The sequence below is a fragment of the Enterobacter sichuanensis genome, from assembly GCF_009036245.1.
Lineage (GTDB): Bacteria > Pseudomonadota > Gammaproteobacteria > Enterobacterales > Enterobacteriaceae > Enterobacter > Enterobacter sichuanensis.
On the sequence record NZ_CP027986.1, the window covers coordinates 577,431 to 603,710 of the forward strand.

The 26,280-nt window shown below is 58.0% G+C and carries 27 protein-coding genes; 11 read left to right on the forward strand and 16 right to left on the reverse strand.

Annotation, left to right across the window (positions count from 1 at the left end; all coding sequences use genetic code 11):
- Positions 1-35 precede the first annotated feature (35 nt).
- From C1N69_RS02740 to C1N69_RS02765, 6 genes are all read left to right on the forward strand, one after another.
- A complete protein-coding gene (locus tag C1N69_RS02740) occupies positions 36-1,451 on the forward strand; it encodes an aldehyde dehydrogenase family protein (RefSeq protein WP_094917838.1) in 1,416 nt (471 codons plus the stop codon).
- A gap of 152 nt (positions 1,452-1,603) precedes the next feature.
- Positions 1,604-1,927 carry an antibiotic biosynthesis monooxygenase family protein gene (locus tag C1N69_RS02745; protein WP_155030650.1) on the forward strand — a complete coding sequence of 108 codons (324 nt, stop codon included), beginning with the start codon at positions 1,604-1,606 and terminating at the stop codon, positions 1,925-1,927.
- An 89-nt stretch (positions 1,928-2,016) separates the two neighbouring features.
- Positions 2,017-2,712, forward strand: coding sequence for an ArsR/SmtB family transcription factor (locus tag C1N69_RS02750; RefSeq protein ID WP_155030651.1), 696 nt, complete (start codon positions 2,017-2,019; stop codon positions 2,710-2,712).
- Between the two features lie 541 nt (positions 2,713-3,253).
- Entirely contained in the window at positions 3,254-3,724 is a 471-nt protein-coding gene (locus tag C1N69_RS02755; RefSeq protein ID WP_045286437.1) for a MarR family winged helix-turn-helix transcriptional regulator, read from the forward strand.
- The gene (locus C1N69_RS02760) at positions 3,721-4,788 is read left to right on the forward strand and encodes an HlyD family secretion protein (protein ID WP_155030652.1); all 1,068 of its coding nucleotides are present in this window, start codon (positions 3,721-3,723) and stop codon (positions 4,786-4,788) included. Before C1N69_RS02755 ends, C1N69_RS02760 begins: the two co-directional genes overlap by 4 nt.
- Positions 4,778-5,854: a DUF2955 domain-containing protein gene (locus tag C1N69_RS02765; protein ID WP_094917841.1), complete on the forward strand. Its 1,077-nt coding sequence runs from the start codon at positions 4,778-4,780 to the stop codon at positions 5,852-5,854. The genes C1N69_RS02760 and C1N69_RS02765 overlap by 11 nt, the downstream gene beginning before the upstream one ends.
- Here C1N69_RS02765 and C1N69_RS02770 read toward each other — a convergent pair.
- The gene (locus C1N69_RS02770) at positions 5,851-7,122 is read right to left on the reverse strand and encodes a DUF445 domain-containing protein (RefSeq protein ID WP_021240620.1); all 1,272 of its coding nucleotides are present in this window, start codon (positions 7,120-7,122) and stop codon (positions 5,851-5,853) included. The two genes, C1N69_RS02765 and C1N69_RS02770, sit on opposite strands and share 4 nt — an antisense overlap.
- Before the next feature lie 242 nt (positions 7,123-7,364).
- Between C1N69_RS02770 and C1N69_RS02775 the strand changes: the two genes are divergently transcribed.
- Genes C1N69_RS02775 through tssD form a run of 3 tightly spaced genes read left to right on the forward strand, consistent with a single transcriptional unit; the run spans position 7,365 to position 8,731 of the window.
- Entirely contained in the window at positions 7,365-7,727 is a 363-nt protein-coding gene (locus C1N69_RS02775; RefSeq protein ID WP_021240619.1) for a tlde1 domain-containing protein, read from the forward strand.
- Positions 7,727-8,239 carry a hypothetical protein gene (locus C1N69_RS02780; RefSeq protein ID WP_155030653.1) on the forward strand — a complete coding sequence of 171 codons (513 nt, stop codon included), beginning with the start codon at positions 7,727-7,729 and terminating at the stop codon, positions 8,237-8,239. The genes C1N69_RS02775 and C1N69_RS02780 overlap by 1 nt, the downstream gene beginning before the upstream one ends.
- Positions 8,240-8,731: a type VI secretion system tube protein TssD gene (gene tssD / locus C1N69_RS02785; RefSeq protein WP_155030654.1), complete on the forward strand. Its 492-nt coding sequence runs from the start codon at positions 8,240-8,242 to the stop codon at positions 8,729-8,731.
- A gap of 21 nt (positions 8,732-8,752) precedes the next feature.
- Here the strand turns inward: tssD and C1N69_RS02790 are convergent, their stop codons facing one another.
- Together C1N69_RS02790 and C1N69_RS02795 are read right to left on the reverse strand one after the other, a co-directional pair.
- Positions 8,753-9,379 (reverse strand): LysE family translocator, encoded by a 627-nt coding sequence (locus C1N69_RS02790; protein ID WP_155030655.1) that lies wholly within the window; start codon positions 9,377-9,379, stop codon positions 8,753-8,755.
- Between the two features lie 48 nt (positions 9,380-9,427).
- Positions 9,428-10,171, reverse strand: a complete 744-nt coding sequence (locus C1N69_RS02795) for an AraC family transcriptional regulator (protein ID WP_059386765.1) — start codon at positions 10,169-10,171, stop codon at positions 9,428-9,430.
- A gap of 149 nt (positions 10,172-10,320) precedes the next feature.
- Here C1N69_RS02795 and C1N69_RS02800 point away from each other — a divergent pair, with 149 nt between their 5' ends.
- Positions 10,321-11,691, forward strand: a complete 1,371-nt coding sequence (locus tag C1N69_RS02800; protein ID WP_155030656.1) for an NAD-dependent succinate-semialdehyde dehydrogenase — start codon at positions 10,321-10,323, stop codon at positions 11,689-11,691.
- Between the two features lie 47 nt (positions 11,692-11,738).
- On the opposite strand, the gene C1N69_RS02805 is transcribed toward C1N69_RS02800, so the two are convergent.
- Positions 11,739-12,284, reverse strand: coding sequence for a YfaZ family outer membrane protein (locus C1N69_RS02805; RefSeq protein WP_045286446.1), 546 nt, complete (start codon positions 12,282-12,284; stop codon positions 11,739-11,741).
- Between the two features lie 411 nt (positions 12,285-12,695).
- On the opposite strand from C1N69_RS02805, the gene C1N69_RS02810 reads away from it, so the two are divergent.
- Complete coding sequence (locus tag C1N69_RS02810) at positions 12,696-14,054, forward strand: esterase-like activity of phytase family protein (protein WP_155030657.1); 1,359 nt, start codon at positions 12,696-12,698, stop codon at positions 14,052-14,054.
- A 68-nt stretch (positions 14,055-14,122) separates the two neighbouring features.
- Here C1N69_RS02810 and yjiA read toward each other — a convergent pair whose 3' ends face one another.
- The 12 genes from yjiA to hpaD form a co-directional block, all read right to left on the reverse strand.
- Positions 14,123-15,076, reverse strand: a complete 954-nt coding sequence (yjiA, locus tag C1N69_RS02815; protein WP_155030658.1) for a GTPase — start codon at positions 15,074-15,076, stop codon at positions 14,123-14,125.
- 10 nt (positions 15,077-15,086) lie between these two features.
- The gene (locus C1N69_RS02820) at positions 15,087-15,290 is read right to left on the reverse strand and encodes a YbdD/YjiX family protein (protein ID WP_003856610.1); all 204 of its coding nucleotides are present in this window, start codon (positions 15,288-15,290) and stop codon (positions 15,087-15,089) included.
- Positions 15,291-15,355: 65 nt separating this feature from the next.
- Positions 15,356-17,509, reverse strand: coding sequence for a carbon starvation CstA family protein (locus C1N69_RS02825; RefSeq protein ID WP_047957693.1), 2,154 nt, complete (start codon positions 17,507-17,509; stop codon positions 15,356-15,358).
- Positions 17,510-17,700: 191 nt separating this feature from the next.
- On the reverse strand, positions 17,701-18,618 hold the full coding sequence (locus C1N69_RS02830) for a helix-turn-helix transcriptional regulator (RefSeq protein ID WP_047957694.1): 918 nt from the start codon (positions 18,616-18,618) through the stop codon (positions 17,701-17,703).
- A gap of 177 nt (positions 18,619-18,795) precedes the next feature.
- The gene (locus tag C1N69_RS02835; RefSeq protein ID WP_025757440.1) at positions 18,796-19,305 is read right to left on the reverse strand and encodes a 4-hydroxyphenylacetate 3-monooxygenase reductase subunit; all 510 of its coding nucleotides are present in this window, start codon (positions 19,303-19,305) and stop codon (positions 18,796-18,798) included.
- 17 nt (positions 19,306-19,322) lie between these two features.
- Positions 19,323-20,885, reverse strand: a complete 1,563-nt coding sequence (gene hpaB / locus C1N69_RS02840; RefSeq protein WP_155030659.1) for a 4-hydroxyphenylacetate 3-monooxygenase, oxygenase component — start codon at positions 20,883-20,885, stop codon at positions 19,323-19,325.
- Positions 20,886-21,080: 195 nt separating this feature from the next.
- Positions 21,081-21,971: a 4-hydroxyphenylacetate catabolism regulatory protein HpaA gene (hpaA, locus tag C1N69_RS02845; protein ID WP_155030660.1), complete on the reverse strand. Its 891-nt coding sequence runs from the start codon at positions 21,969-21,971 to the stop codon at positions 21,081-21,083.
- A 9-nt stretch (positions 21,972-21,980) separates the two neighbouring features.
- A complete protein-coding gene (hpaX, locus tag C1N69_RS02850) occupies positions 21,981-23,327 on the reverse strand; it encodes a 4-hydroxyphenylacetate permease (RefSeq protein WP_088244068.1) in 1,347 nt (448 codons plus the stop codon).
- A gap of 21 nt (positions 23,328-23,348) precedes the next feature.
- Entirely contained in the window at positions 23,349-24,146 is a 798-nt protein-coding gene (hpaI, locus tag C1N69_RS02855) for a 4-hydroxy-2-oxoheptanedioate aldolase (RefSeq protein ID WP_059386276.1), read from the reverse strand.
- 9 nt (positions 24,147-24,155) lie between these two features.
- On the reverse strand, positions 24,156-24,959 hold the full coding sequence (hpaH, locus tag C1N69_RS02860; protein WP_025757444.1) for a 2-oxo-hept-4-ene-1,7-dioate hydratase: 804 nt from the start codon (positions 24,957-24,959) through the stop codon (positions 24,156-24,158).
- Positions 24,960-25,037: 78 nt separating this feature from the next.
- Positions 25,038-25,418: a 5-carboxymethyl-2-hydroxymuconate Delta-isomerase gene (locus tag C1N69_RS02865; RefSeq protein WP_025757445.1), complete on the reverse strand. Its 381-nt coding sequence runs from the start codon at positions 25,416-25,418 to the stop codon at positions 25,038-25,040.
- Positions 25,419-25,427: 9 nt separating this feature from the next.
- Positions 25,428-26,279 (reverse strand): 3,4-dihydroxyphenylacetate 2,3-dioxygenase, encoded by an 852-nt coding sequence (hpaD, locus tag C1N69_RS02870; protein ID WP_014830538.1) that lies wholly within the window; start codon positions 26,277-26,279, stop codon positions 25,428-25,430.
- Position 26,280 lies beyond the last annotated feature (1 nt).

Genomic DNA, 26,280 nt, shown 5'->3' on the forward strand with positions numbered 1-26,280 from the left:
GCCAGACTGGACCCACACAACCTGAGGAGGATGATATGCACATCATCGAACAGATCTTTATCAACGGCGAGTTTGTTACCCCGCATGGTACCGAACGTTTTGACTTGTACAATCCGGCAACGGCGCAGGTTATGGGTCAGGTTCGCCTGGCGGATGAGGTTGACGCCGAACGCGCTATCGCGGCGGCGAAAGCGGCGTTTCCGGCGTGGTCCCGGACCACAAAGCAGACGCGCATCGACGCGCTGAAGCGGATGCACGCCGCCGTGGCTGCCCGTCACGATGCGCTGCTGGACGCTATTGTCGAGGAGTACGGCGCGCCGGCTTCGCGCTCGGCGTGGATGGCAAGCTACCCGGCGGAGGTGATTGCTCAGGCCATTGCGGCACTGGAGGCGTTTGAGTTTGTCAGCACCGCAGGTGCCGCAACGGTACAGATGACGCCGCTTGGCGTGGCCGGGCTGATCACGCCGTGGAACAGCGATGCGGGGTTTATTTGCGGCAAACTGGCGGCCGCGCTCGCCGCGGGCTGCACGGCGGTAATCAAGCCGAGCGAAATGAGCGCCCTGCAAACGCAGATCGTTACCGAAGCGCTGCGCGATGCTGAATTGCCGCCGGGGGTGTTTAATATCGTCACCGGGCGCGGCGAGACGGTGGGCGAAACCCTCAGCCGTCATCCGGACGTGGCGAAGATCTCGTTTACCGGTTCGACCCATACCGGCAAGGCGATCCTGCGTAACGCGGCGGAAAGCTTTAAGCGCGTTACGCTGGAGTTAGGCGGTAAATCGCCGACGATCCTGCTGGAAGATGTGGATCTGGCGCAGGCGATCCCGCTGGTGATCCAGGCCGGATTTATGAACAGCGGACAGGCGTGCGTGGCCGGGACGCGCATTCTGGTGCCGCAGTCGCGCAAGACAGAAATGGAAGCCGCGCTGGCGCAGGCCGTGGCGGCGGTGAAATCCGGTGACCCGCGCAATAGCGCGACAGAGGTTGGCCCGATGGTCAGCGAGAAGCAGTGGCAGCGGGTACAGGGGTACATCCGCAAAGGGATCGACGAAGGTGCGCGCCTGCTGGCGGGCGGCGAAGGGCGGCCGGACGGGACGCGGGACGGCTGGTTCGTGCGTCCGACGCTGTTTGCCGACGTGAACAACCGGATGACCATTGCCCGTGACGAGATTTTTGGCCCGGTGCTGTGCGTGATCCCTTATCAGGACGAGGCGGAGGCGATCGCCATCGCCAATGATACCGAATACGGCCTGAGCGCGATGGTACTGGGCCGTGATGAAGAGCGGGCCCATCGCGTGGCGCAGCAGATTGTCTCCGGCCGCGTGCTGGTGAACACCCTGGCGCATGAGCCGAAAGCGCCGTTTGGCGGGTTCAAACACTCCGGCGTAGGGCGCGAGATGGGCGAGTGGGGGATCCGGGCGTTTATGGAGCCGCGGTCGATTGTGAGCTAAAACCCGCCCGGTGGCGCTACGCTTACCGGGCCTACATGCGCCCGTAGGCCGGATAAGCGCAGCGCCATCCGGCACAACATTTCGCTTCCTGCCGAAGCATTGCATTTTTCCCTCCTGCATTCTCTCCCCAACATCACAACGGAGAGAAAATCATGATCGCAGTCCTTTTTGAAGCCAAAGCCGAGCCCGCTCATCAGGCGCGCTACCTGCAGCTTGCCGCCGAACTCAAGTCGCTGCTGGCTGAGATCGACGGCTTTATTGATATCGAACGTTTTCAGAGCCTGACCACCGACGGCAAAATCCTGTCTCTTTCCTGGTGGCGGGATGAAGAGGCTGTCCGCCGCTGGAAGCAGAACGTCTTTCACCAGGCGGCGCAGGCCGAAGGGCGGGAGTCGATTTTTGCGTACTACCGCATTCGGGTGGCGCAGGTAGTGCGGGAATATACCTCTGAAACCGGAGAATATGTCGATCTATAATATTTATGTATTTTTTAGCGATATCCCCGGGGAGCCGGGCGAATGAGCGGCCGCGCTGGCCGCAGAGATCACCGAACCCTGGGCGACCCATGTTAAAAACGAGCTTACCCCCTGATAACAGCGCGGCGCTGGAACTGGCCATTGCCGCGGTGGCGGCTGCAATGGCCGATCCGTCGCGCGTGAAGATGCTCTGTGCGCTAATGGACGGGCGGGCGTGGACGGCCACCGAACTGAGCGCGGCGGCAGAGGTTGCACCGTCGACCGCCAGCGGGCATCTCGCCCGGCTGGTGGAGGGAAAGCTGATTACCTGCCTGTCGCAAGGGCGGCATCGCTATTATCGCCTTGCCGGGCCTGACGTCGCGGCGTTGGTCGAGCAGATGATGGGGCTCTCCTGGAGCCGCATTACCCCGCCGGAAACCACTGCGCCGAAAGCCATGCGTGAAGCCCGTACCTGCTACGACCATCTTGCCGGTACGGTGGCGGTGCAGATCTATGATTTTATGCAGGCAGAAGGCTGGCTGGAGGCCGACGGTTCCGCGCTGACGCTGTATGGCCGGAAGCAGTTCCTGAAGCTCGGCATTCCGTTAAGTGCTCATCCCCGTCGCAAGGCCTGCTGCGCCTGCCTGGACTGGAGCGAGCGGCGGTTTCACCTGGGAGGTGAGGCCGGCGCGGCGCTGCTTGTTTATCTGGAAAGTAAAGGCTGGATCCAGCGGGTGGCGGGGTACAGGGAGGTGGTGGTGACGGCGTCGGGGAAGGCCGCTGTAAAGAGGTTTTTTAGCCGCTAAACGCCTCTGCGTGAGGGGTTACCTCAACGCCACGCATGCACGGAGGGCCCCCTCTCCCTCGAGGGAGAGGGCTGGGGTGAGGGGGAACATACGGCTGTGGTGGTAATTCCGTTCACATTATGTTCCTTGCTACTCTGTAACAGCATGACCTGTGAACGTGCCAGGGCAGCTCAATCGCCGCCGCCCTGGCGACCCGGGCTCCCGGCGGTAAATCGCCGCTTCGCGGTACCCTCAGCTTATTCCTTCAGGCTATCGGGTCGGGCATGAGCCTGCATCCCTGCAGGCCACGCCCTCTCGGCGCATCCCTGCGCCTCGCCCCGGCCTTACGGAAACGCTTCGGCGATTTACAGCCGGACCAGGGTGTCGCTGTAAGTCATTAATTTTGCTGATGCAGCATTCATCGCTTCAGGTAAAAAATGACCAGGGGTTCCTCGGAGAGAGGGAGAGTATCGTTTTCGCAATTCCTGCGCTTTTACCTCTCGTTTCTTGATACTTACCCTGATAACTATTATCGTGGCTGCGTGTTTCGAGAGGTTTCCCCATGAGTGAAGAAGAACTGTTCTGCCGCAGGCCGATGGGCATGCGGATGGCGATGATCGTGCGCCAGTGGCGTGCCGTTATCGACGACGCCATTCTCGATACCGGGTTAACCCAGTCGAGCTGGACGGTGATGATGCAGCTTCATCAACTTGGGGATAACGTCTCGGTGAGTGAGCTTGCGGAGGTGCAGGGCATTGAGCTGCCACCGCTGATGCGCACTCTGACACAGCTGGAAAAGCAGGGTTACCTGTTGCGCACCATATCGCCTTATGACAAGCGCATCCGGCTTCTGACGCTGACGCCTGAGGGAAAAGCTGTCCTTCAAAGGCTCACCCAGGTCATTGAGACGCTTCAGACGCGCGTATCGCAAAACATCGCGCCGGAACATCTCGATATTTTCAGCGCCACCCTGAATCAAATCGCCTGCAATTTGCGGACAATCCGCGAAGAAGATAACAAGACCGAAAAATAATGACTCCTGAACAAAAGTTTGCCCGCTGGGTAAGGGTGAGTATTGCCTCTTTCCTGCTGATGTTTGTCTACTTTGTCGTCGCGGATATCTGGATCCCGCTGACGCCGGACTCCACCGTGATGCGCGTGGTGACGCCGGTTTCACCACGCGTTTCCGGCTATGTGGCGGCCGTGCATGTGCATAACAACAGCCAGGTGAAGCGGGGTGATCTGCTGTTTGAACTCGACGACACGCCGTTTCGCAATAAAGTGGAAGCGGCGCAAATCGCGCTCGAGCAGGCTCGCCTGTCCAACGAACAGCTGGACGCGCAGATCGCCGCCGCGCAGGCCAGCCTGAAGACTGCGGTTCTGACCGCGCGTAACGACAAAGTGACCTTCGATCGCTACCAGAAGCTGAGCACGTTACAGAACGTCTCGCAGGCGGATCTGGATAAGGTCCGTACGACCTGGCAGAGCAGCGAGCAATCCGTCAGCACGATTCAGGCCAACATCCGGAACCTGCGCATCCAGCGCGGGGAGCGGGATGAGCAGCACAACGTGACGTTGCAAAAATACCGCAACGCGCTCGATGACGCGGAGCTAAACCTCGGCTGGACGAAGGTTTACGCCCAGGCAGACGGCACGGTCAGTAACCTGCAGTTAAGCCCCGGCTTTTATGCCTCCTCCGGCTCCGCCGCGCTGGCGCTGGTGAACAACCAGACCGATATCGTGGCTGATTTCCGTGAAAAAAGCCTGCGTCATACCCATCAGGGCACCGATGCTGCGGTGGTGTTTGACGCCTTCCCGGGGCACGTTTTCCGTGCCCACGTGACCAGCCGCGATGCGGGGATCCTCGCCGGTCAGGAGGCCGTTAATGGCCAACTTTCCGAGCCGGAAACCTCTAACCGCTGGGTACGTGACGCCCAGCGGATGCGCATTCACGTGACGCTGGATGAGCCCCTGCCGAAGCATCTGCCGACCGGTGCGCGGGCGACCGTTCAGCTTTACAACAGCGAAGGGCCGTTTGCGCGCTTCTTCTCCGGGATGCAAATCCACCTGGTGAGCCTGCTGCACTATGTCTATTAATACGCTGGCGCGGGTCTTTACCCCGCACGGCAACATCGTCTATACGGCAAATGACTTTCGCCAGACCCTGCGCATCGTCTTTGCCGGGATGATTGCGCTCAGCATCTCCAGCTTTTATAACACCAGCTACGGCGTCTTTTTCGTGGTCTACCCGATCATGCTGCTTTCGCTGGTCCCGGTGTTTAACCGCCACGTGGCGAAGCAGTTTATCTTCAGCGCGTCGCTGAACTGCGTGGAAATGGTGATTATTATCGGCTATCTGTCGCAATGGCCGGTGATCATGACGCTGGTGGTGTTTGCTCTGTACGTGATGCGTTTTCGCTTTATGAGCAAGGGGCCGCTGTTTCTGTTCGGGTCCATGGGCGTGGTGTGCCAGAGCGTGATGCTCAATTTTATGAGTTACCCCACCACTAACTGGCACACGCTGCTGTTTTCCAACATTGAAGCCAGCGTGATGGCGGTGTGCCTGAGCGCGCTGATGAACTATCTTCTGCCGGACGTTGAGCCGCGCAAGCCGCCGCCGCTGATCGAGAAAGACGACGCCCGCGTACGCCACGAGTCGCTGCTCTCCGGTACCGTCGCGACGCTGATTTTCGTTGTTTTTCAGATTAGCGATTTAAGCGATTCGCTCTCGGCGCTGATGGCGGGGATTTTGATCCTGTTCCCGATGCACTATCGCGGCGCGGTGATGAGCTCCATCTGGCGCGTGGTCGGCGTGGTGCTGGGCTGTCTCTACATTCTGGTGGTGCAGCTAATACTCTACGATCACAGCAGCCATATGCTGCTGATGATGCCGCTGATTGGCCTCGGCCTGGCGTTTGGCGCGCGACTCCACGTGATGGAAAAAGTGGGGGCGGGCGTGGGCTTTTCCAGCATCACCACCATCGGCATTATGTTCGGGCAGAACATGCACCCGGACAGCGACCTGGTGTTCAGCGATCTCTATCGCATCACCTCCGTAACGTTTTCGCTGGTGGCGACGCTGACGATGGTGTTTCTGGTGCATGTGATCCTGAACCGCTTCGGGGCGACGCGCTATATCATCGCGCCACCCAAAGCGGATTAATGCCCCAGCACGGCGGGCAGCTGCGAGAGTAAAAACAGGATCAGGCCAATCGTCCCGCCCACCAGCGTGCCGTTGACGCGGATAAACTGCAGATCTTTGCCGATGTTGAGCTCAATCTGCCGGGACATGTCTTTGGCATCCCAGCTTTTGACCGTGTCGCTGATGTGGCGGGTCAGGAACGCCGCGAAATCCGGCGCGAGACGATGCGCGGCCTGCTCCAGATGCTCGTTCAGCGACGCCCGCAGGCTGGCGTCGTTTGTCAGCGTTTCGCCAAACCACAGCCCGGCGTTAGCGATGCGCTGCTTCACGCGAGAGTCCTCACTCTGCATATCCGCTTTCAGCCACTGGCGCAGGTCGGCCCACATCTCGCCCAGATAGCGGTTAAACGCCTCGTCATTCTTCAGGTAATGTTTGATGTTGTCGGCTTTTGCCGCCATCTCCGGGTCGTTTTTCAGGTTGTCGATAAGCTTCAGCGTGGCGCGGTCGAACGCCTGGCGGATCTGGTGCGTGCGGTCGTGGCTGATGTCGTCCAGCAGCGTGTTCACCGCGTTCGACACCATCTCCGCACTCTGATCGCCCAGCCACTCGGTGGGCAGCACCATCGCCTTGCGGGGATGCTCGGTCTTCAGCCAGTGGACAATCTGGTCGGCAATAAAGTCCCGCGTGCTTTCCCGCTGAATCAGGGTAATCAGGCGGTTGATGATGGCGTCCAGCAGCACCTGGTGACGGTTGTTTTTGGTCATGCTCTCCAGCATCACGGCGCTGGTTTCGGTGAAGTCGACCTTGTCGATGGCCTTATGCACCGCGCGTTTGAGCAGGCGCTGGATGCGTCCATCATCGGTCAGTTCAAGAAAACCGCTCATCACCTGCATCAGATGCAGCCCGACGCGCTGGGCGTTGTCGGGCTTGCTGAACCAGGCACCGATCATCTGTGCGGGTTCATAACGGCGGATCAACGCCACCAGCGACTGGGTATCCAGAAACTTCTCCTGCACGAACTGGCCAAGATTGTCGCCGATCCGGTCTTTATTACGCGGGATGATCGCCGTATGGCGCGAAATAAACGGAATGGGCACCCGGCGGAACAGTGCGACCACGGCAAACCAGTCTGCCAGCGCGCCGACCATCGCCGCCTCGGCAATGGCCTTCACGCCGCGCACCCAGAAGGTCTGCGGCAGGAACAGGGTGGTGATAAACGCCGCGGCGGCAACCAGCAGCAGCGACAGCGCCAGCAGCTTGGCGCGTTTGAGTTCAGCTATTTTTTCCATGGGTTAAGGATAGAGGTAAGTGAACCAAAAGTGCAAAACTGGTGTAAGGGGGAGACGCATTCTCAGCGTGAACAAATGGCGTCTATATAAAAAATATATACATCTAAATTATCTATTATTAATTTTTCTATATTTTTTGTGCTTATTTATTTTCGGACGTAATGTTTTGTGACCGTTGTAGTCATTTTAACGCTCTCATTAGCCATAAGATAAAGAACTATTTATGAAAGGAGACGGTATTGATGACATGGGAGTATAAAGTTTCGACGGGGGTATTGAGCCATAATGGTGTGTTTGTCGCTAACTGCTACAGCGGTGCGGGTGAATCGAAAGATAAGCCTGAGTGTGAAAGTCAGCGAAACAGAGGCCCCATTCCCAGAGGTATTTATTTTATCGCAGGGTGGAATAATCATAAAAGTGCAGAGGCCATTATTCTTGAGCCTATAGCCGGGACCAATACCTTTGGTAGGGATCATTTTCAAATTCATGGTGATAAAAAAGGTCAGCCACCAGGATCAGCATCAGCTGGTTGCATCATTATGAACGGCCAGGACAAGCGCCATATGATTTATGATTCGGGTGACACAATTCTGGTGGTGCGATAATGAAATATGTTATTGCGCTATTCTTCTTATGCTTACCGGTGGGTTTAATTGCTAAAAACCACACGCCTGAACAGATATTGCAAATGATAAACGACAAAGGAGCCAGGGTCGTTGTAAGTGAAATGGATTCAAATGATAACGGTGTGTCAGAATGGTGGAATCATGTCATTCCAGAGATAGGTAAAGGAACTCAGGCATGGTTAGCCGTAGCGACCGCCCTTGAGCCCGGAGTGGACGCCAGTACAGCTGAAGATCTCAAGGCGGCGCTTTCTAAAGCTATCCCACATAATCCTGCAGGCGTTTTGGCAATCTTAAAAGACGATAAACCGGTACTCACTATTGAACAAATCTGCGCTTTCGCTAATTTTCCGCAGACAGAAGCAGAGAGCAATAAGCTTTTTGTCGATTCAATCAGGGAGATGTTTAAAATAAAAAGTCCTGAGGGGCAAAGATGTCTCGCCGTTATGATCGCAACTGTGGAAAACTCTGTTTCATTCGATAAGGATATGTAAATGGCTATTCCGGGATATATGTCATTAACTGACGATGCGGGTAATATCATAAACGGGAATGTGAAAGTTAAAGACCGTGAAAACCAGATTGAGGTTTTGGGACTTTATCATAACGTAAGCTATAACTCTGACCTGCATAATGGCAGAGCGTTGAGCAAACGCCAGCATCGTCCTTTTCTCATTGAGAAAGAAATTGATGCTTCAAGCGTTCTGCTATACAAAGCGTTGAGCACTGGAAGGACACTCAGGAAAGCGATTATCGACCTTTACAGAATCAACGATGCCGGTCAGGAAGAAATCTATTTCACGATAACGCTGGAAGCGGTGAAGGTCGTCACGTTGTTTTCATTGATGCATGATGTGAAAGAGACTTATCATGAAAAACAGGGGCACCTTGAACTTGTTCTGCTTCGTTATGAAAAGATTACCTGGCACTATCGTGACGGTAATGTTATTCATTCGGATGACTGGGATTATCGGTTAGGCGTTTAAGAAGAGCCCTTTAAAATCCTTTCATAGCAGCCGCCACAGCACCCATCCCCCAAACCCCATCAGCACCATCCCTGCCGTGCGCTCAATCCACCAGAGCGAACGGCTAAGCCTCTGTTGCACCGCGGGCAACCCCATCAGCGACACCAGAGCCAGATCCCATACCAGCACCACCATCACCATCCAGACACCGCAGGTCGACTGCTGAAGCAGCGTGACGTCCGGCCCCAGCAACGCCGTCATCAGCGCCAGATAAAACAGCGCATTCTTCGGGTTAAGCAGCGCCGAGCCGAGCCCCAGCAGGAGCTGCTTGCGCAGCGGGGGAAAGCGCTGATGGGTTTCATTCAGTGCCAGCACTTGAGGGCGGCTGCGCACCAGATGCGAACCTGTCCACAGCAGGTACAGCGCCCCGCAAAGCTCGATAAGCGTAAACAGCCACGCAAACTGGCGCAGCGCGCTCCAGCCGATAATCACCAGCAGGATGTACACCCCGTTGCCTGCGGCGATGCCGAAGCACAGCCCCGCGCTGCCGCGCAGACGGTAGCGCGCGGCGTAGCCCACCAGCAGGAAGAAATCCGGGCCCGGGCTTAGCAGGGCAACAAAATGCGCCAGTGCCAGGGCGAGAAAAGCGGAAGGGAATAACAGTTCCATAGCAACCTCAGTGTGAAAATCTGAGGTCAGAATACGGGGCCGCAAAACCTATTTATTGTGGGATATTGATCGGCCCGTGGCGTACTGGCGCGGCGTGGCGGCGGTATAGCTGACAAAGGTCTTGTGAAAATGGCTCTGGTCGGCAAACCCGCTCTGGTAGCCGACATCAGCAATATTATCCCCGGCGCGCAGCCGCGCTTTGGCGTACTCCACGCGGGATATATTGAGGAAGCTGCCCGGCGTCAGGCCGGTGTCCTGCCTGAAGGTGCGGATCAGCGTCTCCTTGCGCAGCGAAAATCGTCGGGCGAGTTCATCAAGCGAAGGCGGTGCGGCCAGGTTGGCAAGAAACGCCTGCTGAACCTGCTGGCTGGTTGAGCGAAGCGTCTCTGCGTTATCCGCACTGCGGGGAAGGGCAGAAAGCAGCGTCTCCACGGCGGCAGGAGACATCGTCTCCACAATAGCAAGGTAGTGCTTAAAGAGCGCAGGGTCGCGAATGACCTGGAATGCCACGGGAAGATCGGTGTCGATATACAGCATGTGATAGCTGCGCGGCTTGCCGGCGACGGGGTTGCAGCTGTGCGGCGCAGAGGCCGGGATCACAATGAGTTCCCCGGGGTGAAGAATGTACTCTTTGCCATGACACACGCAGCAGGTCTGGCCTTCCACAATCGCGCCGATGGAGAGCTGAGGGTGACAATGACGTTTGTACGCCTGCGTGCTCTGCCACGTGCTGCGCCGCTCAAGGCCTGAGACGCGGTGAAAAGTCTGGCGGATGTGTCGGGTATCGGTCATAGGGGCTCCTTCTGGAGGTTTTATACCACGGCCGCGAACTGTCGGGCAGCGCTTCATTAAGAACCCTCCGGATATACCGAACTTTACCTTCAGAGCCAGTCATGTTGACTACCCTTAATACCCTAAGCGGTAAAACAAGGAGATTCGACATGGCTTATCAGACAGTAAATCCTGCCACTAACCAGCTCATCAAAGAATACCCCTCCCATACCGATGCGGATATTGAAGCGGCGCTGAAGGCGGCCGATGCGCTGTACCATTCAGAATGGGCGAAAGGTGACATCAGCCAGCGCCTGCCGGTGCTGCATAAGCTTGCTGACCTGATCGACGAGCGCACCGAGGAGCTGGCGAGAATCGCCAGCCAGGAGATGGGTAAGCTCATCGCACAGAGTCGCGGTGAGGTGAAGCTGTGCGCGCAGATTGCCCGCTATTACGCCGACAATGCAAAGCAGTTCCTGGCCCCGGTGAAGTACGATTCTGAGCTTGGGGAAGCGTGGGTGGAGCATCACCCTGTCGGCGTGCTGATGGCCGTTGAGCCGTGGAACTTCCCGTACTACCAGCTGATGCGCGTGCTGGCGCCAAACCTGGCGGCGGGTAACCCTGTGCTGGCTAAGCACGCCAGCATCGTGCCGCACTGTGCCGAGGCCTTTGCCCACCTGGTGCGCGAGGCGGGCGCGCCGGAAGGGGCATGGACCAACCTGTTTATCACTTCCGATCAGGTGGCGAACATCATCGCCGACGATCGCGTGCAGGGCGCGGCGCTAACTGGTTCCGAAAAAGCCGGCAGCGTGGTGGCCGCGCAGGCGGCGAAGCACATCAAGAAATCCACCCTTGAGCTGGGCGGCAACGATGTCTTCGTGGTGCTCGATGATGCGGACCTGGACAAAGCCGTGAAGATCGGTGTGAATGCGCGGCTCAACAACGCCGGGCAGGTCTGTACCGCGGCGAAGCGCTTTATCCTGCACGAGAAAATTGCAGATGCCTTCCTGAGTAAATTCATCGAGGCATTTAAGCAGGTGAAAATTGGCGATCCGCTGGACGAAAGCACCACGCTGGGCCCGCTGTCGTCTAAAGATGCGCTCGAAACGCTGACCAGACAGGTTAACGAGGCGGTGAAAAACGGTGCCACATTACACTACGGCGGCAAGCCGGTGCAGCGTGAGGGGTGCTTCTTCGAACCGACAATCCTGACGAATATCTCGCGCGATAACCCGGCGTACTTCGAGGAGTTCTTCGGCCCGGTGGCGCAGATGTATGTGGTGAAAAACGACGACGAGGCGGTCACGCTGGCGAACGACTCCCACTACGGCCTGGGCGGCGCGGTGTTCAGTCGTGATATTGAGCGCGCGAAGAACATGGCGTCGCGGATTGAGACCGGAATGGTATACATCAACTGGCTCACCGATACCGCGCCAGAGCTGCCGTTCGGCGGCGTGAAGCGTTCAGGCTATGGGCGCGAGCTGTCGGATCTGGGGATCAAAGAGTTTGTGAACCAGAAGCTGGTGGTGGTGCGTAAGTAAGAGGTCAAAAACCTGCCAGATGGCAGGTTTTTTGTTTCTTCGCAGGCTTAGAAGGTGACTCCACCGCCCACGTAGGCGCCGTCAATCAGCGTGTGGCCAGGACGACCGTCTTTACCATCAACGCTCACGTGGCGGTAACCCACTTTCAGAGTCACTGGCGTGATCGGCGTCCAGCTTACGCCGCCGTTGGCTTCGACGTAGTTTTTCACGCTGTTGTTCAGCCCTTCTGGAGCCGCATAGCCTTCACCATACACGTGGATGCTGTCGGTCAGCGCAACGTTTACGCCGCCGCCAATCGGGAAGGCCACGCCGTTATCGCCTTTTTTCGGGCCGAGGTAGATTGCCTTCGCGCCCGCATTCAGCATCACCGGTCCCACTTCCAGGTTGTAGCCTGCGCCAACGCCGCCGGTCTGGGTACCGTCGTCGGTGTTTTTGAGCCAGTTACTTTCCAGATAAACACCGGAGGAGGATTTCCCCATTTCCAGATTGAGGTTAGTAAAGTTTTTACCCTGCTCAACGGTGCCGCCCATTGCCAGTGCGGAACCTGATACGGCAGCCAGCGCAGAAAGAAGAAGGATATTCAGTTTTTTCATGTTTTATGCCTCGTCATTAAATTAATCTGGGCGCACCTTAACAAGTGACGTTTATGACTGCAAATGTGACGAGGGCCGATTTTTTATGCTGATGTTGTTAATTTTTTTGTTTGAAATGTTGCATCGATGTTTGGTTGTCAGGGTGTCAACGCGTGACGTTCAGGCATTTAGGAACCGTTTAATTTTTTGACTAAACACAAACTGAACGAGGAAGGGAAAGTGATGAGAGGTGAATTAATGGAGTTTCTAATAATTTCCAGAAGTATTTCTGATGTAACATAATACAACACAACCTTACATTTCCGGGCGGTGAATATACACTTCCTCGCGCAGGCTGATTGCCTTTCCATGTCATTTTTCTGACACGTTTATTCTTTACGTTGTTGGCTTCACTCACTGGACACTAACAATATGAAAAGAAAAATTATTCCTGCACTTATCGGTTGTGCGATCTCTTTCTCTGGCATGGCGGCACAGCCTACCGCTGAGCGCTACGTCGTCAGCTTCCCTGACGGCTCACATGTGAAATACAGCGGCGCGTTTGCCGATGCATTCCCGAACGGGCTCCCGGTGGGGATTGGTTCTGGCCTGCTGTTTACGGGCAAGCAGGGCGATGCCCTGACGTTTGCGACCGTGACCGATCGCGGTCCCAACGCCGATGCGCCAAAAATGGGTAAAAACGAAGCCAAAATATTTGTCACGCCGGATTTCGCGCCGCTGCTGATGACCATTCGCGTCCAGAACGGCAAAGCGGAGGCTGTTGATGCCCGCCCGCTGCATGACGATAAAGGCGAGATTAACGGTCTGCCGCTACAAAGCGGCGTGATTGGCTCCACCAATGAAGTGGCATTCAGCGACACGTTAAAGACGCTCAAGGGTGACAACCGCGGGCTGGATACAGAAGGCATCACGCCGGACGGCAAAGGCGGCTACTGGCTGTGCGATGAGTATGGCCCGTTCCTGATTAACGTCGACAGCAAAGGGAAGATCCTGGCGATCCACGGGCCGCAGGCGGCTGAAGGGGAGAAATCCATCGCCGGCGGTCTGCCAAACATCATTAAATGGCGCCAGCCAAACCGGGGCTTTGAAGGCCTGACCCGAATGCCGGACGGGCGGATTATCGCCGCCGTACAAAGTACGCTGGATATCGACGGTAAGAGCAAAAAGCAGGCGCTGTTTACACGTCTGGTGAGCTTCGACCCGGCGACCGGCAAAACCGCGATGTACGGCTACCCCATCGACAGCGCGGCCTATGACAAAAACAGCGACGCCAAAATCGGCGACATCGTGGCGCTCGATAACCAGCACATCCTGCTGATTGAGCAGGGCAGTGATAAAAACGACGGGATGCGTAACCTGATTTACAAGGTGGATCTCAGCAAGGCAAGCGATCTGGCCACCTTCGACAAGCCGGGCGAGTACCCGGAGTTTGATGATGAGAAAACCCTGGCGCAGCGCGGCATTACCCTTGCGGCAAAAACGCAGGTGCTCGATCTCCGCGCCCTGGGCTGGCAGCAGGAAAAGGCTGAAGGGCTGGCGCTGATCGACAGCAAAACGTTGGCGGTGGCGAACGATAACGACTTTGGCGTGAAGGTGGCGATGCAAAAACCGGTGGAAGGCAAGAAGCTCAAGGATTATCGGGTGAACGCGGAAGGCAAGCTGACGCTTGATGATAAACCGGTTGAAACCACGCTCAGCGTGAAGCCGCTGAAGAAGCCGGAGTCCGACAGCGAGCTGTGGATTGTGACGCTGCCGGAGGCGGTGAAATAAGTTTACCGCTCACCCCTCTCCCCACAGGGGAGAGGGGATTGTTCGGAGCGCATAGTTAAGCGGGGAGGCTATTTCTTCAGACCCGCAAACGCCGCCCGAATCTCCTCTTCCGGCAGCTGGATGCCAATAAACACCATCACGCTGTGCGGCGCTTCGTCGCCCCACGGTCTGTCCCAGTCGGCGCTGTACAGGCGCTGTACGCCCTGGAACAGCAGGCGGTTCGGCTCGCCCTCAATCCACAACATTCCCTTGTAGCGCAGCAGCTTGTCGGCAAACGACAGCAGCAGCTTCTCCATGACGCGGGAGACCTCGCTGATGTCCACCGGGTAGTCCAGCTCCACCACAATCGATGCCACGTCGTTTTGCTTATCGCCCATAAAGTGGAAGCGCGGTTTCGCGGTGACGTTCTCCTCCAGCATAAAGCCGTTGGTGTTGAACAGCAGAGACAGATCGATATCGCCGTGCGTCACGGTGTAAACCGGCGCGCGGGAGTTGATGCGCGCCAGGCGTTCGCGCAGTTTTTCGCTGTCACCGGCCACGTCGGTTTTGGTCAGCAGGATGCGGTCGGCATAGCCCACCTGAGACTGGGCGATGGTGAACTGGTTCATCTGGTCGTTGGCGTGGACCGCATCGACCAGGGCAATGACGCCGTCCAGCAGGTAGCGCTGGCACAGAATGTCGTGGGAGAAAAAGGTCTGAATAATCGGGCCCGGGTCGGCCATGCCGGTGCACTCGATCACCAGACGGTCGAAGTCGATTTCCCCGCGATCGCGGCTGTCGAGCAGATCCAGCAGGGCGTCTTCCAGCTCGTTAGAGCGGGTGCAGCAGATACAACCGTTGGTCAGGGTTTTGATCTGGGTGGCGCGATCGCCAATCAGCTGGTCATCAACGGAGACTTCGCCGAACTCGTTTTCGATGACGGCGATTTTGAAGCCATGCTGCTCGTTCAGAATGTGGCGCAGCAGGGTGGTTTTACCGGCGCCGAGGAAACCGGTCAACAGGGTGACGGCAATCGGGGTCATGGTCTCTCCTTTAGCAGCAGCGGACGCCGCCTTCTCCACTTCCGCCGTAGCGCGCTTCCTGCCGCTCGCGGAAGAATTCAGTGTAGGTCATGTACGGCTTATCCGGATGGTTGGTCTTCATATGCTCAACGTAGTTGTCATAGTCCGGAATACCAATCAGCATTTTTGCCGCCTGACCGAGGTATTTTTTTGCTTCGCCTAAGTTACCAAACATTGTGGGTTCCAGATAGAAAAAGCCCGGTGGCGCGCAGCGATCCGGGCCTACGGTTACAGGCTGGATTAATGGTGTGAAGAGGTCTTCACGCCGCCTTCCGGCACCGGCACGTACGGGGTTTCTTTATCCGTACGACCTTCAGCGTTACGCACCTTCAGCCAGGTTTTGATGCCATAGAAGATGATGCTGTACACCACCACCAGGAACAGAATGCTCAGACCCGCGTTGGTGTAGTTGTTCACCACGATATGGTTCATGTTGGCAATCTGCTGCGCGGTCAGATCCGCGCCGCCTGCGGCAATCTTCTCTTTGTACTGGTTGGCCATGAAGAAGAAACCTTCCAGCTGCGGGTTGGCGCTGAACAGCTTCAGGCCAAGCGCCCAGGTGGTGCAGAGCAGCAGCCACAGCGCGGGCACCACTGTGACCCAGATGTATTTGGTGCGCTTCATCTTCACCAGCACCACGGTGCCGAGTACCAGCGCCACGGCGGCCAGCATCTGGTTAGAGATACCGAACAGCGGCCACAGGCTCTTCACGCCGCCGAGCGGGTCAACAACGCCCTGGTACAGCAGGTAGCCCCACAGGCCGACGCAGCCCGCGGTACCGAGAATGCCCGCCACCAGAGAGTCGGTTTTCTTCAGGAACGGCACGAAGTTACCCAGCAGGTCCTGCAGCATAAAGCGACCCGCACGGGTACCGGCGTCCAGCGCGGTCAGGATGAACAGCGCTTCGAACAGAATACCGAAGTGGTACCAGAAGCCCATGTCCGCCCACGGCAGCACTTTGTGGAACACGTGTGCGATCCCCACTGCCAGCGTTGGTGCGCCACCGGCGCGGTTCAGTACCGACGGTTCGCCAATGTCTTTCGCGGTCTGCATGATCTGCTCAGGCGAAATCACAAAGCCCCAGGAGCTGACGGTCGCCGCCGCGTGTGCGCTGGCGTCTTTCAGCTGCGCCATGATCAGCGCCGCATTGTCGCCACCCATCTCGTGCAGGTTTGGCATAGTGATGCCCAGGCCCGCCGGCGGGGTGTTCATTGCGAAGTAGAGACCCGGTTCGATGATGGACGCGGCAACCAGCGCCATGATCGCCACGAAAGACTCCATCAGCATGGCACCGTAGCCGATCAGACGCGCGTCTTTCTCGTTCGCCAGCAGCTTAGGCGTGGTACCGGATGAGATCAGGGCGTGGAAGCCAGAGACCGCACCACAGGCGATGGTGATGAACAGGAACGGGAACAGGGCGCCTTTCCACAGCGGGCCGGTACCGTCGATGTACTGCGTCACTGCCGGCATTTTCAGATCCGGGTTAATCAGCAGGATGCCGATCGCCAGACCGACGATCACGCCGATTTTCAGGAAGGTGGCCAGGTAGTCACGCGGGGCCAGAATCAGCCAGACCGGCAGCAGCGCGGAGATAAACGCATAGCCAATCAGCGCGAAGGTAATCGTTGTGTCCTTGAAGGTCAGCGCCGGGCCCCAGTAAGGGTCGTGCGCAATCACGCCGCCGAAGTAGATGGAGGCGACCAGCAGCACAATACCAATGACCGACACTTCACCCACGCGGCCCGGACGGATAAAGCGCATGTAGATCCCCATGAACAGCGCAATCGGCACGGTTGAGCAGACGGTGAAGACCCCCCACGGACTTTCGGCCAGCGCTTTCACCACGATTAACGCCAGCACCGCAAGGATGATGATCATAATCAGGAAGCAGCCGAACAGGGCGATAGTCCCCGGCACGCGGCCCATCTCTTCTTTGACCATCTCACCCAGAGAGGCGCCGTTACGGCGGGAAGAGATAAACAGCACCATAAAGTCCTGCACCGCACCGGCCAGCACCACACCGGCGAGCAGCCACAGGGTGCCCGGCAGGTAGCCCATCTGCGCGGCCAGCACCGGGCCTACCAGAGGGCCAGCGCCGGCGATAGCGGCAAAGTGGTGACCAAACAGCACGTAGCGGTTGGTGGGTACGTAGTTCAGGCCGTCATTGTTAATGACCGCCGGGGTGGCACGCGTCGGGTCCAGCTTCATGACCTTCTGCGCGATGTACAAGCTGTAGTAGCGATAAGCCACAAGATAGACGGAAACCGACGCGACCACGATCCACAGGGCGCTTACGTGTTCGCCCCGGCGTAGTGCGACAACCGCCAGACAAAAAGCGCCGAGGATCCCGAGTAAGGCCCAGGGCACGTGCTTCAGTAGTTTTTTAGTATCCATAGTAAGACCTGGTTTTTTATGTAACGAAAAAAGGGTCAGGGTTCGTTGTGAGGAGGTGGTGATTAATGCTGGAGCGATCGTGCCAGAACGTCGCGCGCGTAAGGGAGGGTAAGTGAATGAGTGGTAGAAAGTGCCGGGTGAGCGGTCAAAGAGGGCGGCGAGCGGTTCCAGCTCGCCGCCAGTGGGCGAAATTATGTGATTGAGATCACTTGATTATTCGGGTTACGCTCCACGGCCAGGTAGCCCTCCAGCGTTCTGAGCAGTTTTTCCTTCAGCCAGTTCGGTTCCAGGATCTGAATATTGGGCAGCCAGTAGAACAGCAGCGGCAGGATCTGGTTCTCGTGCGCCGCCTGGCAGCGCAGCGTGACACCGTCCTGCTGCTCCTCCAGCAGTTCCTGTTCCGGGAGAAGATCCCGGCGCAGGAAGTAATGTGAAATATTATCTTTGATAAATATTTTCACTGCGAAAGTATCTTCAGATACCCAGGGATCGGGGCTTTTCTCCAGCAGCTCAAGGACATTTTCTTCCGGGGTGAATGTCGTTTTCTGAATATCAAACCAGCTAATCTGGCTCAACGAGAAGGATTTCAGGTGGCTATTTTCGGTAGCCTGTAAATACCATATATTTTTTTTGTTAATGAGTTTATAGGGATTAATCAGTCGGGTTTTACCCTTATAAACTATCTGGCAAACATTATGGTTTTTAATCGATTTCTCGATTTTCGTTAAATGGCGGCGAATATCGCGTTGTACCGTGTGTTCGGCTTCATTTGCAAGAATAAGAATATGGTTTTCGTCGACGCGCGTTTCCAGCTTCTGCCAGAACTCCGTATTTCTGTCAGGGAAAAAGCTGTCAGCATTCAGGAAGTTAGCAAGGGTGTGGTGTAAGCCTTGCCCGCCGGGCGATTGTGCGGAGTGGATCAGTCGATATAGCCCATTACCGGTATGTTCTACAATTGGAGAAAGGGCATTTAAATCCCGGTAGACGGTACGTTCGGTAATATTAAATTTCTCCATTAGCGCACTGCGATTTACCACACCGTTTAAATGTAGCTCAAGGAGAATATCGACCAGACGTTCAGCCGAGCGGCTCCGCGTCGTTTTAGCCATAAGGTCTTCCTGTATATTGAGGTATGCGCTGAATGATGCGGGTGCACTGACACGCGGTGTCAGTATTCAGGCACAGAAAATTTATCTTATGGTTATATAACGGCGTGATTTAGCGGAAACCTTAGGAGTTTTTGTAGAAAGCGGCGCTGGCCGGTAAAAAGGCCAGCGCGAAGGGGATTACACGGCGACTTCCGTCTCCAGCATGACCGGGTGGAAACGGCGTCTGAAGTAGATCAGGCCGTGTCCCGCATCACTCAGAATGATGTTTTTAATTTCAACAAGATAAACAAGATGCGTGCCGATGGTTTGCACCTGGCTAATCTCGCCTTCCAGGCTTGCCAACGCGCCCTTCAGCACCGGCTGCGCCAGCGGGCCTTTTTGCCAGCAGGAAAGGGCAAAGCGCTCCTCCATCGCCATACCGGTCATCCCGGCGAAATGGCGAGCCATGATCTCCTGCTCATGGTTCAGCACGTTAACGCACAGCCTGCCGTTGCCCTGAAATACCGGATTCATGGCGCTGTTGGCGTTGATGCACACCATCACCGACGGCGGGGTGTCCGTGACCGAGCAGACGGCGGTGGCGGTAATGCCGCAGCGGCCTGCCTCACCCTCGGTGGTCACCACATTGACCGCGGCCGACAGGCTGGCCATGGCGTCGCGAAAACGCAGGCGTTGTTCTGATTGCATGATAACCTCCCGCTGCATTATTTCAGCAGCTTATCCAGCATGTTGATATCGCTGTTGTTGTGCAGGTGCGGCACCGTCCAGCCGTGTTGGTCGTACTCGGACATGCAGCGGTCGACCATCGCCATCATCTTGTCCATGTTGCCGGAGCTCTGCGCCTGGCGCAGACACTGCAGGCGGATTTCATCCTGGCTACCGGAGTAGTTGATCTCATACAGCTCGTGACGACCGCCAAACTCGCTGCCGATGGCATCCCACATCAGCTTCAAAATCTTGATGCGTTCGACGTGATCCATGCCGTTAGAGCCGCGCACGTATTTCGCCAGGTACTGGTCGATCTGCGGGTTGTTCAGATCCCGCGCGCTGGACGGCAGGTAGATCAGCCCGGACGTCACGTTACGCTCGATGATGTTCTTGATCTTCGCGTAGGCCATCGGCGCCATCACGCGGTAAGTTTGCAGCGCGGCGTGATCCGGCAGATACGCGCCGTTGACCCACGGGGTGGCTTCGGAACACATGGAGTCGCTCAGCGCCCAGAACATGTTACGCCAGGCCACCACTTCGCCGAGATCCGCCTGTACGCCGCGGAACTCCAGGGTACCGGTGCACTCCAGGGATTTCTTCAGCAGGGCGGTGATGAAGTCGAGTTTTACCGCCAGACGCACGCAGGCCTGCAGCGGGTACATGCGGGCAAAGCCGCCCTCCATCGTCCAGCGACGGCAGCGGTCGAAATCGCGGTAGATCAGCACGTTTTCCCATGGGATCAGCACGTGATCCATCACCAGGATCGCGTCGTTCTCGTCGAAGCGGCTGGAGAGCGGGTAGTCATACGGCGAGCCGGTTGCGCCTGCCACCATCTCGTAAGAGGCGCGGGAGATCAGCTTCACGCCCTCGGCATCCATCGGCGCGACGAACATCAGCGCGAAGTCCGGGTTTTCCCCCATCACCTGCGCAGAGCCAAAGCCGATCATGTTGTAGTGGGTCAGCGCCGAGTTGGTGGCCACCACTTTCGCCCCGCTGACGATGATCCCGGCATCGGTCTCTTTCTCCAGCTTGATGTAGACGTCTTTCACCTCGTCCGCAGGCTTATGGCGGTCGATGGGCGGGTTAACAATGGCGTGGTTGAAGTACAGGCCGCTTTCCTGAATGCGGGTATACCAGTTGCGGGCGTTCTGCTCGAACTGGCCATAGAAGGTTGGGTTGGCGCCGAGGGCGCAGCCGAACGCGGCCTTGTAGTCCGGCGTGCGGCCCATCCAGCCGTAGCTCAGGCGTGACCACTCGGCAATGGCGTCGCGCTGCTGGCGCAGGTCGTCGGCGCTTTTTGCCACGCGGAAGAATTTATGGGTGTAACCACCGCTGCCGGTGTCGGTGCCCCAGCACAGCGTGTCCTGCATCTCCGGCTTGTGCAGCACGTCGTACATTTGCGCGATGGACGCCGCCGCATTGCGAAAGGCCGGATGGGTGGTGACGTCTTTGACGCGCTCGCCGTAGATGTAAATCTCGCGCCCGTCCTGCAGGCTTTTTAAATACTCTTCACCGGTTAACGGGCGTTTGGCGTCAGCACGGAACTCTTCAGGCTTCATAGGGACCTCGTATCGGAATCGGGTTGTTAAATTTATGTTTTGTTTTTGTTGTTTAATTGAAGCCTGAGAGGGGCGGGACGTGAAGGGACGTTTGGGACAACGGCAGGTACTTTTCGGGTGGGATGTGATTTTGTGATCTGTGCGGCTTTTCGGCGGGTGGCGCTGCGCTTACCCGCCCTACGGACCGCGATGCGTTCAGGAAACCGGTACTTTCTGCGCCCGGTACGCGCTTGGCGAGCATCCCACTAAGCGGTTAAAAAAGCGGGCAAAATAGGCCGGATCCTTAAACCCCAGTTGCCAGGCAATCTCGCTGACCGCGCTGTCGGAGAAGAGCAGCAGCCGCCTGGCTTCGCGCAGCTGCCGGTCGAAGATCAGCCGCTTCGGCGGACGGTTGGCGAAGCGGCGGCAGATATCGGTCAGGCGGGATTCGGTCAGGTGCAGCTCGCTGGCATATTCCGGCACCGTCCAGTGCTGGTGGTAGTGGGCATCAATTAGCTGGGTAAAGCGCTGGAACAGCTTTAACTCGCCGCGCATGCCGCCTGACGCGTGGTCGTCGAGCTTCGCGTTGCGCAGCAGCAGGGTGAAAACCGCCTGCGCCAGCAGGGCCAGGGTATGCTCACGACCGGGCAGCTGCTCCGTGGATTCCCGGGCAATCAGCTGCCAGTAGTGCCTGAGCGCCGCCAGCTCGTCCGGCTTATCCGCCAGCGAGAGGCAGATCCCCGGCAGGCCAAACGCCTCCCGCGTGCCGGGGTAGAGCACTTCCAGCAGCGGCCAGATCAGATCCTCGCGCACCGTCAGGACGTGACCGTCGCTGTCGGATTCGGTGATAAACGCGTGCGGCACCGACGGCGGCGTGAGGACGAACAGCGGGGCCTGCACCGAATAGCGGTGATCGTCGAGCTGCAGCTCAATCTGCCCGGTATCGAGAAAGTGCATCTGAAAGTACTGGTCGTGACGATGCGCCTGCATGTCGCGGCCAAAAAAGGCCGCCATGCGGGCGAAAGACTGGTAGTGCACATCGTCGGTGCCCAGGCTTTCGTCGTACTCCTTGCTGATGTCGATATTGGTAATGGGGCTCTGGCACATACCCGCTCCCTAGTGGATCTTCTGCGCCGCGATGCCCGGCTCGCGCGCCAGGCTTTCGCGCTGCGTCATCGGGATGCGCGTCAGCACCAGTGCGCCGACCACCAGCAGCCCGGCGACAAACCACAGCCCGGAGCTGAAGCTGCCGGTGGCGTCGCGCAGGATGCCAATCAGCAGCGGGCTGACGGCAGAACCGACATTGCCGATGGCGTTGATCACCGCCAGCGCCACCGCGCGGGACTGCAGGCTAATGACCCGATCCGGCGTGGTCCAGAATATCGCCATGGCGGTAAACGATCCGGTTGAGGCCATGATGATGCCAAGCAGCTGGATCAGGCTGTGATCGGTGGCCGAGGCCAGCATCCATCCCGCCGCGGCGAACAGGTACGGCAGGATGGTGTGCTTTTTTCGCTCTTTCAGCCTGTCTGAGCGGCGGCTCCACCAGATCATCCCGAGGATGGTACAAAATTGCGGGATCGCCGCCAGCAGGCCAATCACGATATTGCTGCTGCCCGTGTTGAAGCTTTGCAGGATCTGCGGCGTCCAGATGTTGATCGCGCTCAGCGTATTGGTCAGGCAGAAGTAGGCCAGCGTGTAGAGCAGCACCGCCGGGGTCAGCACCTCGCGCAGCGTTGATTTCGGCGTGACGGGCCGGGCAATGGCGACCTCCTGCTCGCGGGCGATCATCGTTTTCAGCGCCCGTTTCTCGTCATCATCCAGCCAGCTGGCCTGATCCGGCGTGTCGTTGAGGTAAAACCAGGTCACCACGCCGAGCACCACGGACGGCAGCCCCTCCAGCAGGAATAACCACTGCCAGCCTTTCAGGTTCCACAGCCCGTCCATCGCCAGAATGTAGCCGGAGAGGATCGAGCCGAGCATCATGGTCACCGGCATGGCGATCATAAACAGCGCGTTGGCGCGGGCGCGGTGATACGCCGGGAACCACCAGGTGAGATAGACCAGGATCCCCGGCAGGAAACCTGCTTCGGCAATGCCCACCAGCATGCGCAGCACGTAGAGCGTTTCCGGGCTGGTGGCGAACATGGTGCAGGTGGAGGCGATCCCCCATACCACCATGATCCCGGCGATCCAGCGACGTGCGCCGATCTTTGCCAGCATGATGTTGCTCGGGATCCCGCACAGCACGTAGGTGACGTAAAACAGCGTCGCGGCCAGGCCAAACATGGTGGAGGTCAGGCCCAGATCTTTACCCATCGTCAGCCCGGCAAAGCCGATGTTGATGCGATCGAGAAACGAGAAGACAAACAGGATAAAGAGAAAGACGATCAAACGCCGGAACAGTTTGTTAATGGCGCGCTGTTCAACAGCGTGATTATTTTGCAGGGTAGAGGTCGTCATGATGCGCTCCAGATCTTACGTTTAGTAGATGGATTTATTGTTATTAACTGACGTAACCGGGTTTTCGATAAAACGTGCCGCCAGCGCTTCCGCGCCGCGGGCGAGCAGGGTGGTGTCAACGCCGACGGCAACAAACCGCGCGCCGAGATCGAGATAGCGTTTTGCCAGCGCCTCGTTGGCCATCAGAATGCCGGGGGCTTTACCGGCGCTGAGGATCTGCGCGATCGCCTGTTCGATGGCGGCCTGCACTTCCGGGTGCTGTGGATTGCCGGCAAAACCCATGTCGGCGCTGAGATCCGCCGGGCCGATAAACACCCCGTCGACGCCGTCCACGTCCAGGATCTGCGGCAGGTTTTTCAGCGCTTCGCGGGTTTCGATTTGCACCAGCACGCACATGGCGTCGTTAGCCTGCTGCAGGTAGTCCGGAACGCGGTTCCAGCGCGAGGCGCGCGCCAGAGCGCTGCCCACCCCGCGAATGCCCGCGGGCGGATAGCGCGTCGCGCGTACCGCCAGACGGGCCTCGTCGGCGTTTTGCACCATCGGCACCAGCAGGGTTTGTGCCCCCACATCCAGCAGCTGTTTGATCTGCACCGGATCGTTCCACGACGGTCGGACCACCGGCTGGCTCGGATAAGGGGCGATGGCCTGCAGCTGGGTTAAGACGGTCTGCACGCTGTTCGGCGCATGCTCGCCGTCGATCAGCAGCCAGTCGAAGCCGGCGCCGGCCAGTAACTCCGCGCTGTAGCTGCTGGTCAGCCCCAGCCATAAACCAATTTGCGGGCGGCCTGTCTGCAGCGCCGCTTTGAATGCGTTTTGCATCGTTCTCTCCTAAACAAAGCGGCAGCTGATGGCGCCCATGTTGCCGTAGTCCACGTGGAAGGTGTCGCCCCGGCTGGCGGTCACCGGGCGGGTAAACGAGCCGCCGAGGATGATCTGCCCGGGCTCCAGCTGCACGTCATACGGGGCGAGCTTGTTTGCCAGCCACGCCACGCCGTTGGCCGGGTGGTTAAGCACGCCTGCGGCGACGCCGGTCTCTTCAATGACGCCGTTGCGGTAAAGCAGGGCGGAGATCCAGCGCAGATCCAGCTCGTCGGGCTTAATCGGGCGGCCACCGAGGATCACCCCCGCGTTGGCGGCGTTATCGGAGATGGTGTCGAAGACCTTGCGCGGGCGCTGGGTCTCCGGGTCGACGTTGTGGCAGCGGGCGTCGATCAGCTCCAGCGCGGGGATGACGTAATCCGTGGCGTTGTAGACGTCGAAGAGGGTGCAGTTCGGGCCGCGCAGCGGTTTTGCCAGCACGAAGGCCAGCTCCACTTCGATGCGCGGGACGATAAACCGATCGACGGGGATGTCGCTGCCGTCGTGGAAGAACATGTCGTCCAGCAGTGCGCCGTAGTCCGGTTCGCTAATCTGCGAGCTGGCCTGCATCGCTTTGGAGGTAAGGCCGATCTTGTGGCCCTTCAGCACGCGGCCTTCGGCAATTTTCAGGCTGACCCATTCGCGCTGAACGGCGTAGGCGTCGTCAAGGGTGATCGTCGGGTAGTCGAGGGAGATCTGGCGGATCTGTTCCCGGGACTGCTCCGCCTGATGCAGGCGATGGGCGATCAGGGTGTGGGTGTGTTTGTCGAGCATGGCGATATCCTTTATGCGGCTGTTGCCGGGTGGCGCTTCGCTTACCCGGCCTACGATGTAAGGGGCGGTGTGCGCTCGCTATTTAAACAACGCGTGCACGTTGTTTTGTTTGTAATTGAGCGTCGGGTGCAGTTCGTCCAGCTCAAACGACAGCGCCAGATAGCGGCTCGCCATCAGCTCTGCAAAATGCGTTTTGATCAGCGCAAACAGCATTTCACCCACCTCTTCCCGGCTCTCCAGGCTGCGCCCGGCACCTATCTTCAGCGTCATATGGACAAAGGCGTAATCATGTTTACCGTCGGCCATCTGCCAGGTATCAAGCCAGTGGGCGCGGCTGCGGATACCGCCGAGCGGGAAGATGCCTGTGGCTGCCAGCGCCTCGTTGACTTTGGCGAACAGCCCCGGCAGGTCGGCCTGCTCGCGGATGTTGTCGGTACATTCAGCAATAAAGTGCGGCATGGTGGCTCCTTAGGCGGGCAGAGGGAAAACGGCGTTAACCTGGCCGGTGCCGGAGCTGGCGAACAGCTCGGTGAGAAACTCCACCTTGCCGTCGTATTTGTCCCAGCCGAGCATCCCCAGCAGCATCACCGTGTCGTGCATGTTGCCCTCGCCGTAGCAGTAGTCGGCGTACTCCGGCAGCATGCTGCAGAATTCTTTGAACTGGCCCTCGCGCCAGAGCTTTACTACGCGCTCGTCCATCTGGCGGTCGAACTCGCGGGTGTAGCTGTTCATCCCTTCCTCCGCGCGCTGGTCGTCAATAAAGCGGTGCGACAGCGAGCCGCTGGCGAGCACCGCCACGGTGCCGTCGTATTTTTCGATGGCGCTGACGATGGCCTCACCCAGTCTGCGGCTGTCGGCGAAGTCGTGAACCGTGCAGAACGCCGAGATGGAGACCACTTTGAAGTGCTTATCCGCGTTCATGTAGCGCATCGGCACCAGCGTGCCGTACTCCAGCTTGAGACTCGGAATGTTGTGCGCTTTGGCGCGCACGCCGAGCTTCACCGCCTCGTCGGCGATCAGCTGGCCAAGTTCCGGGTTGCCGTCGTAGTCGTAGGTCATGTCACGGATAAAGTGCGGCAGCTCGTTGCTGGTGTAGACGCCAGAGAAATGGTCCGCACAGTTGATGTGATAGGCGCTGTTCACCAGCCAGTGGGTGTCAAACACGATGATAGTGTCCACGCCCAGCTCGCGGCAGCGCTTGCTGATCTCTTTATGCCCGTCGATGGCACCCTGACGGCAGCCGTGGTTTTTACCCGGCAGCTCGGAGAGGTACATCGACGGTACGTGGGTGATTTTTGCTGCTAACGCCAGTTTACCCATG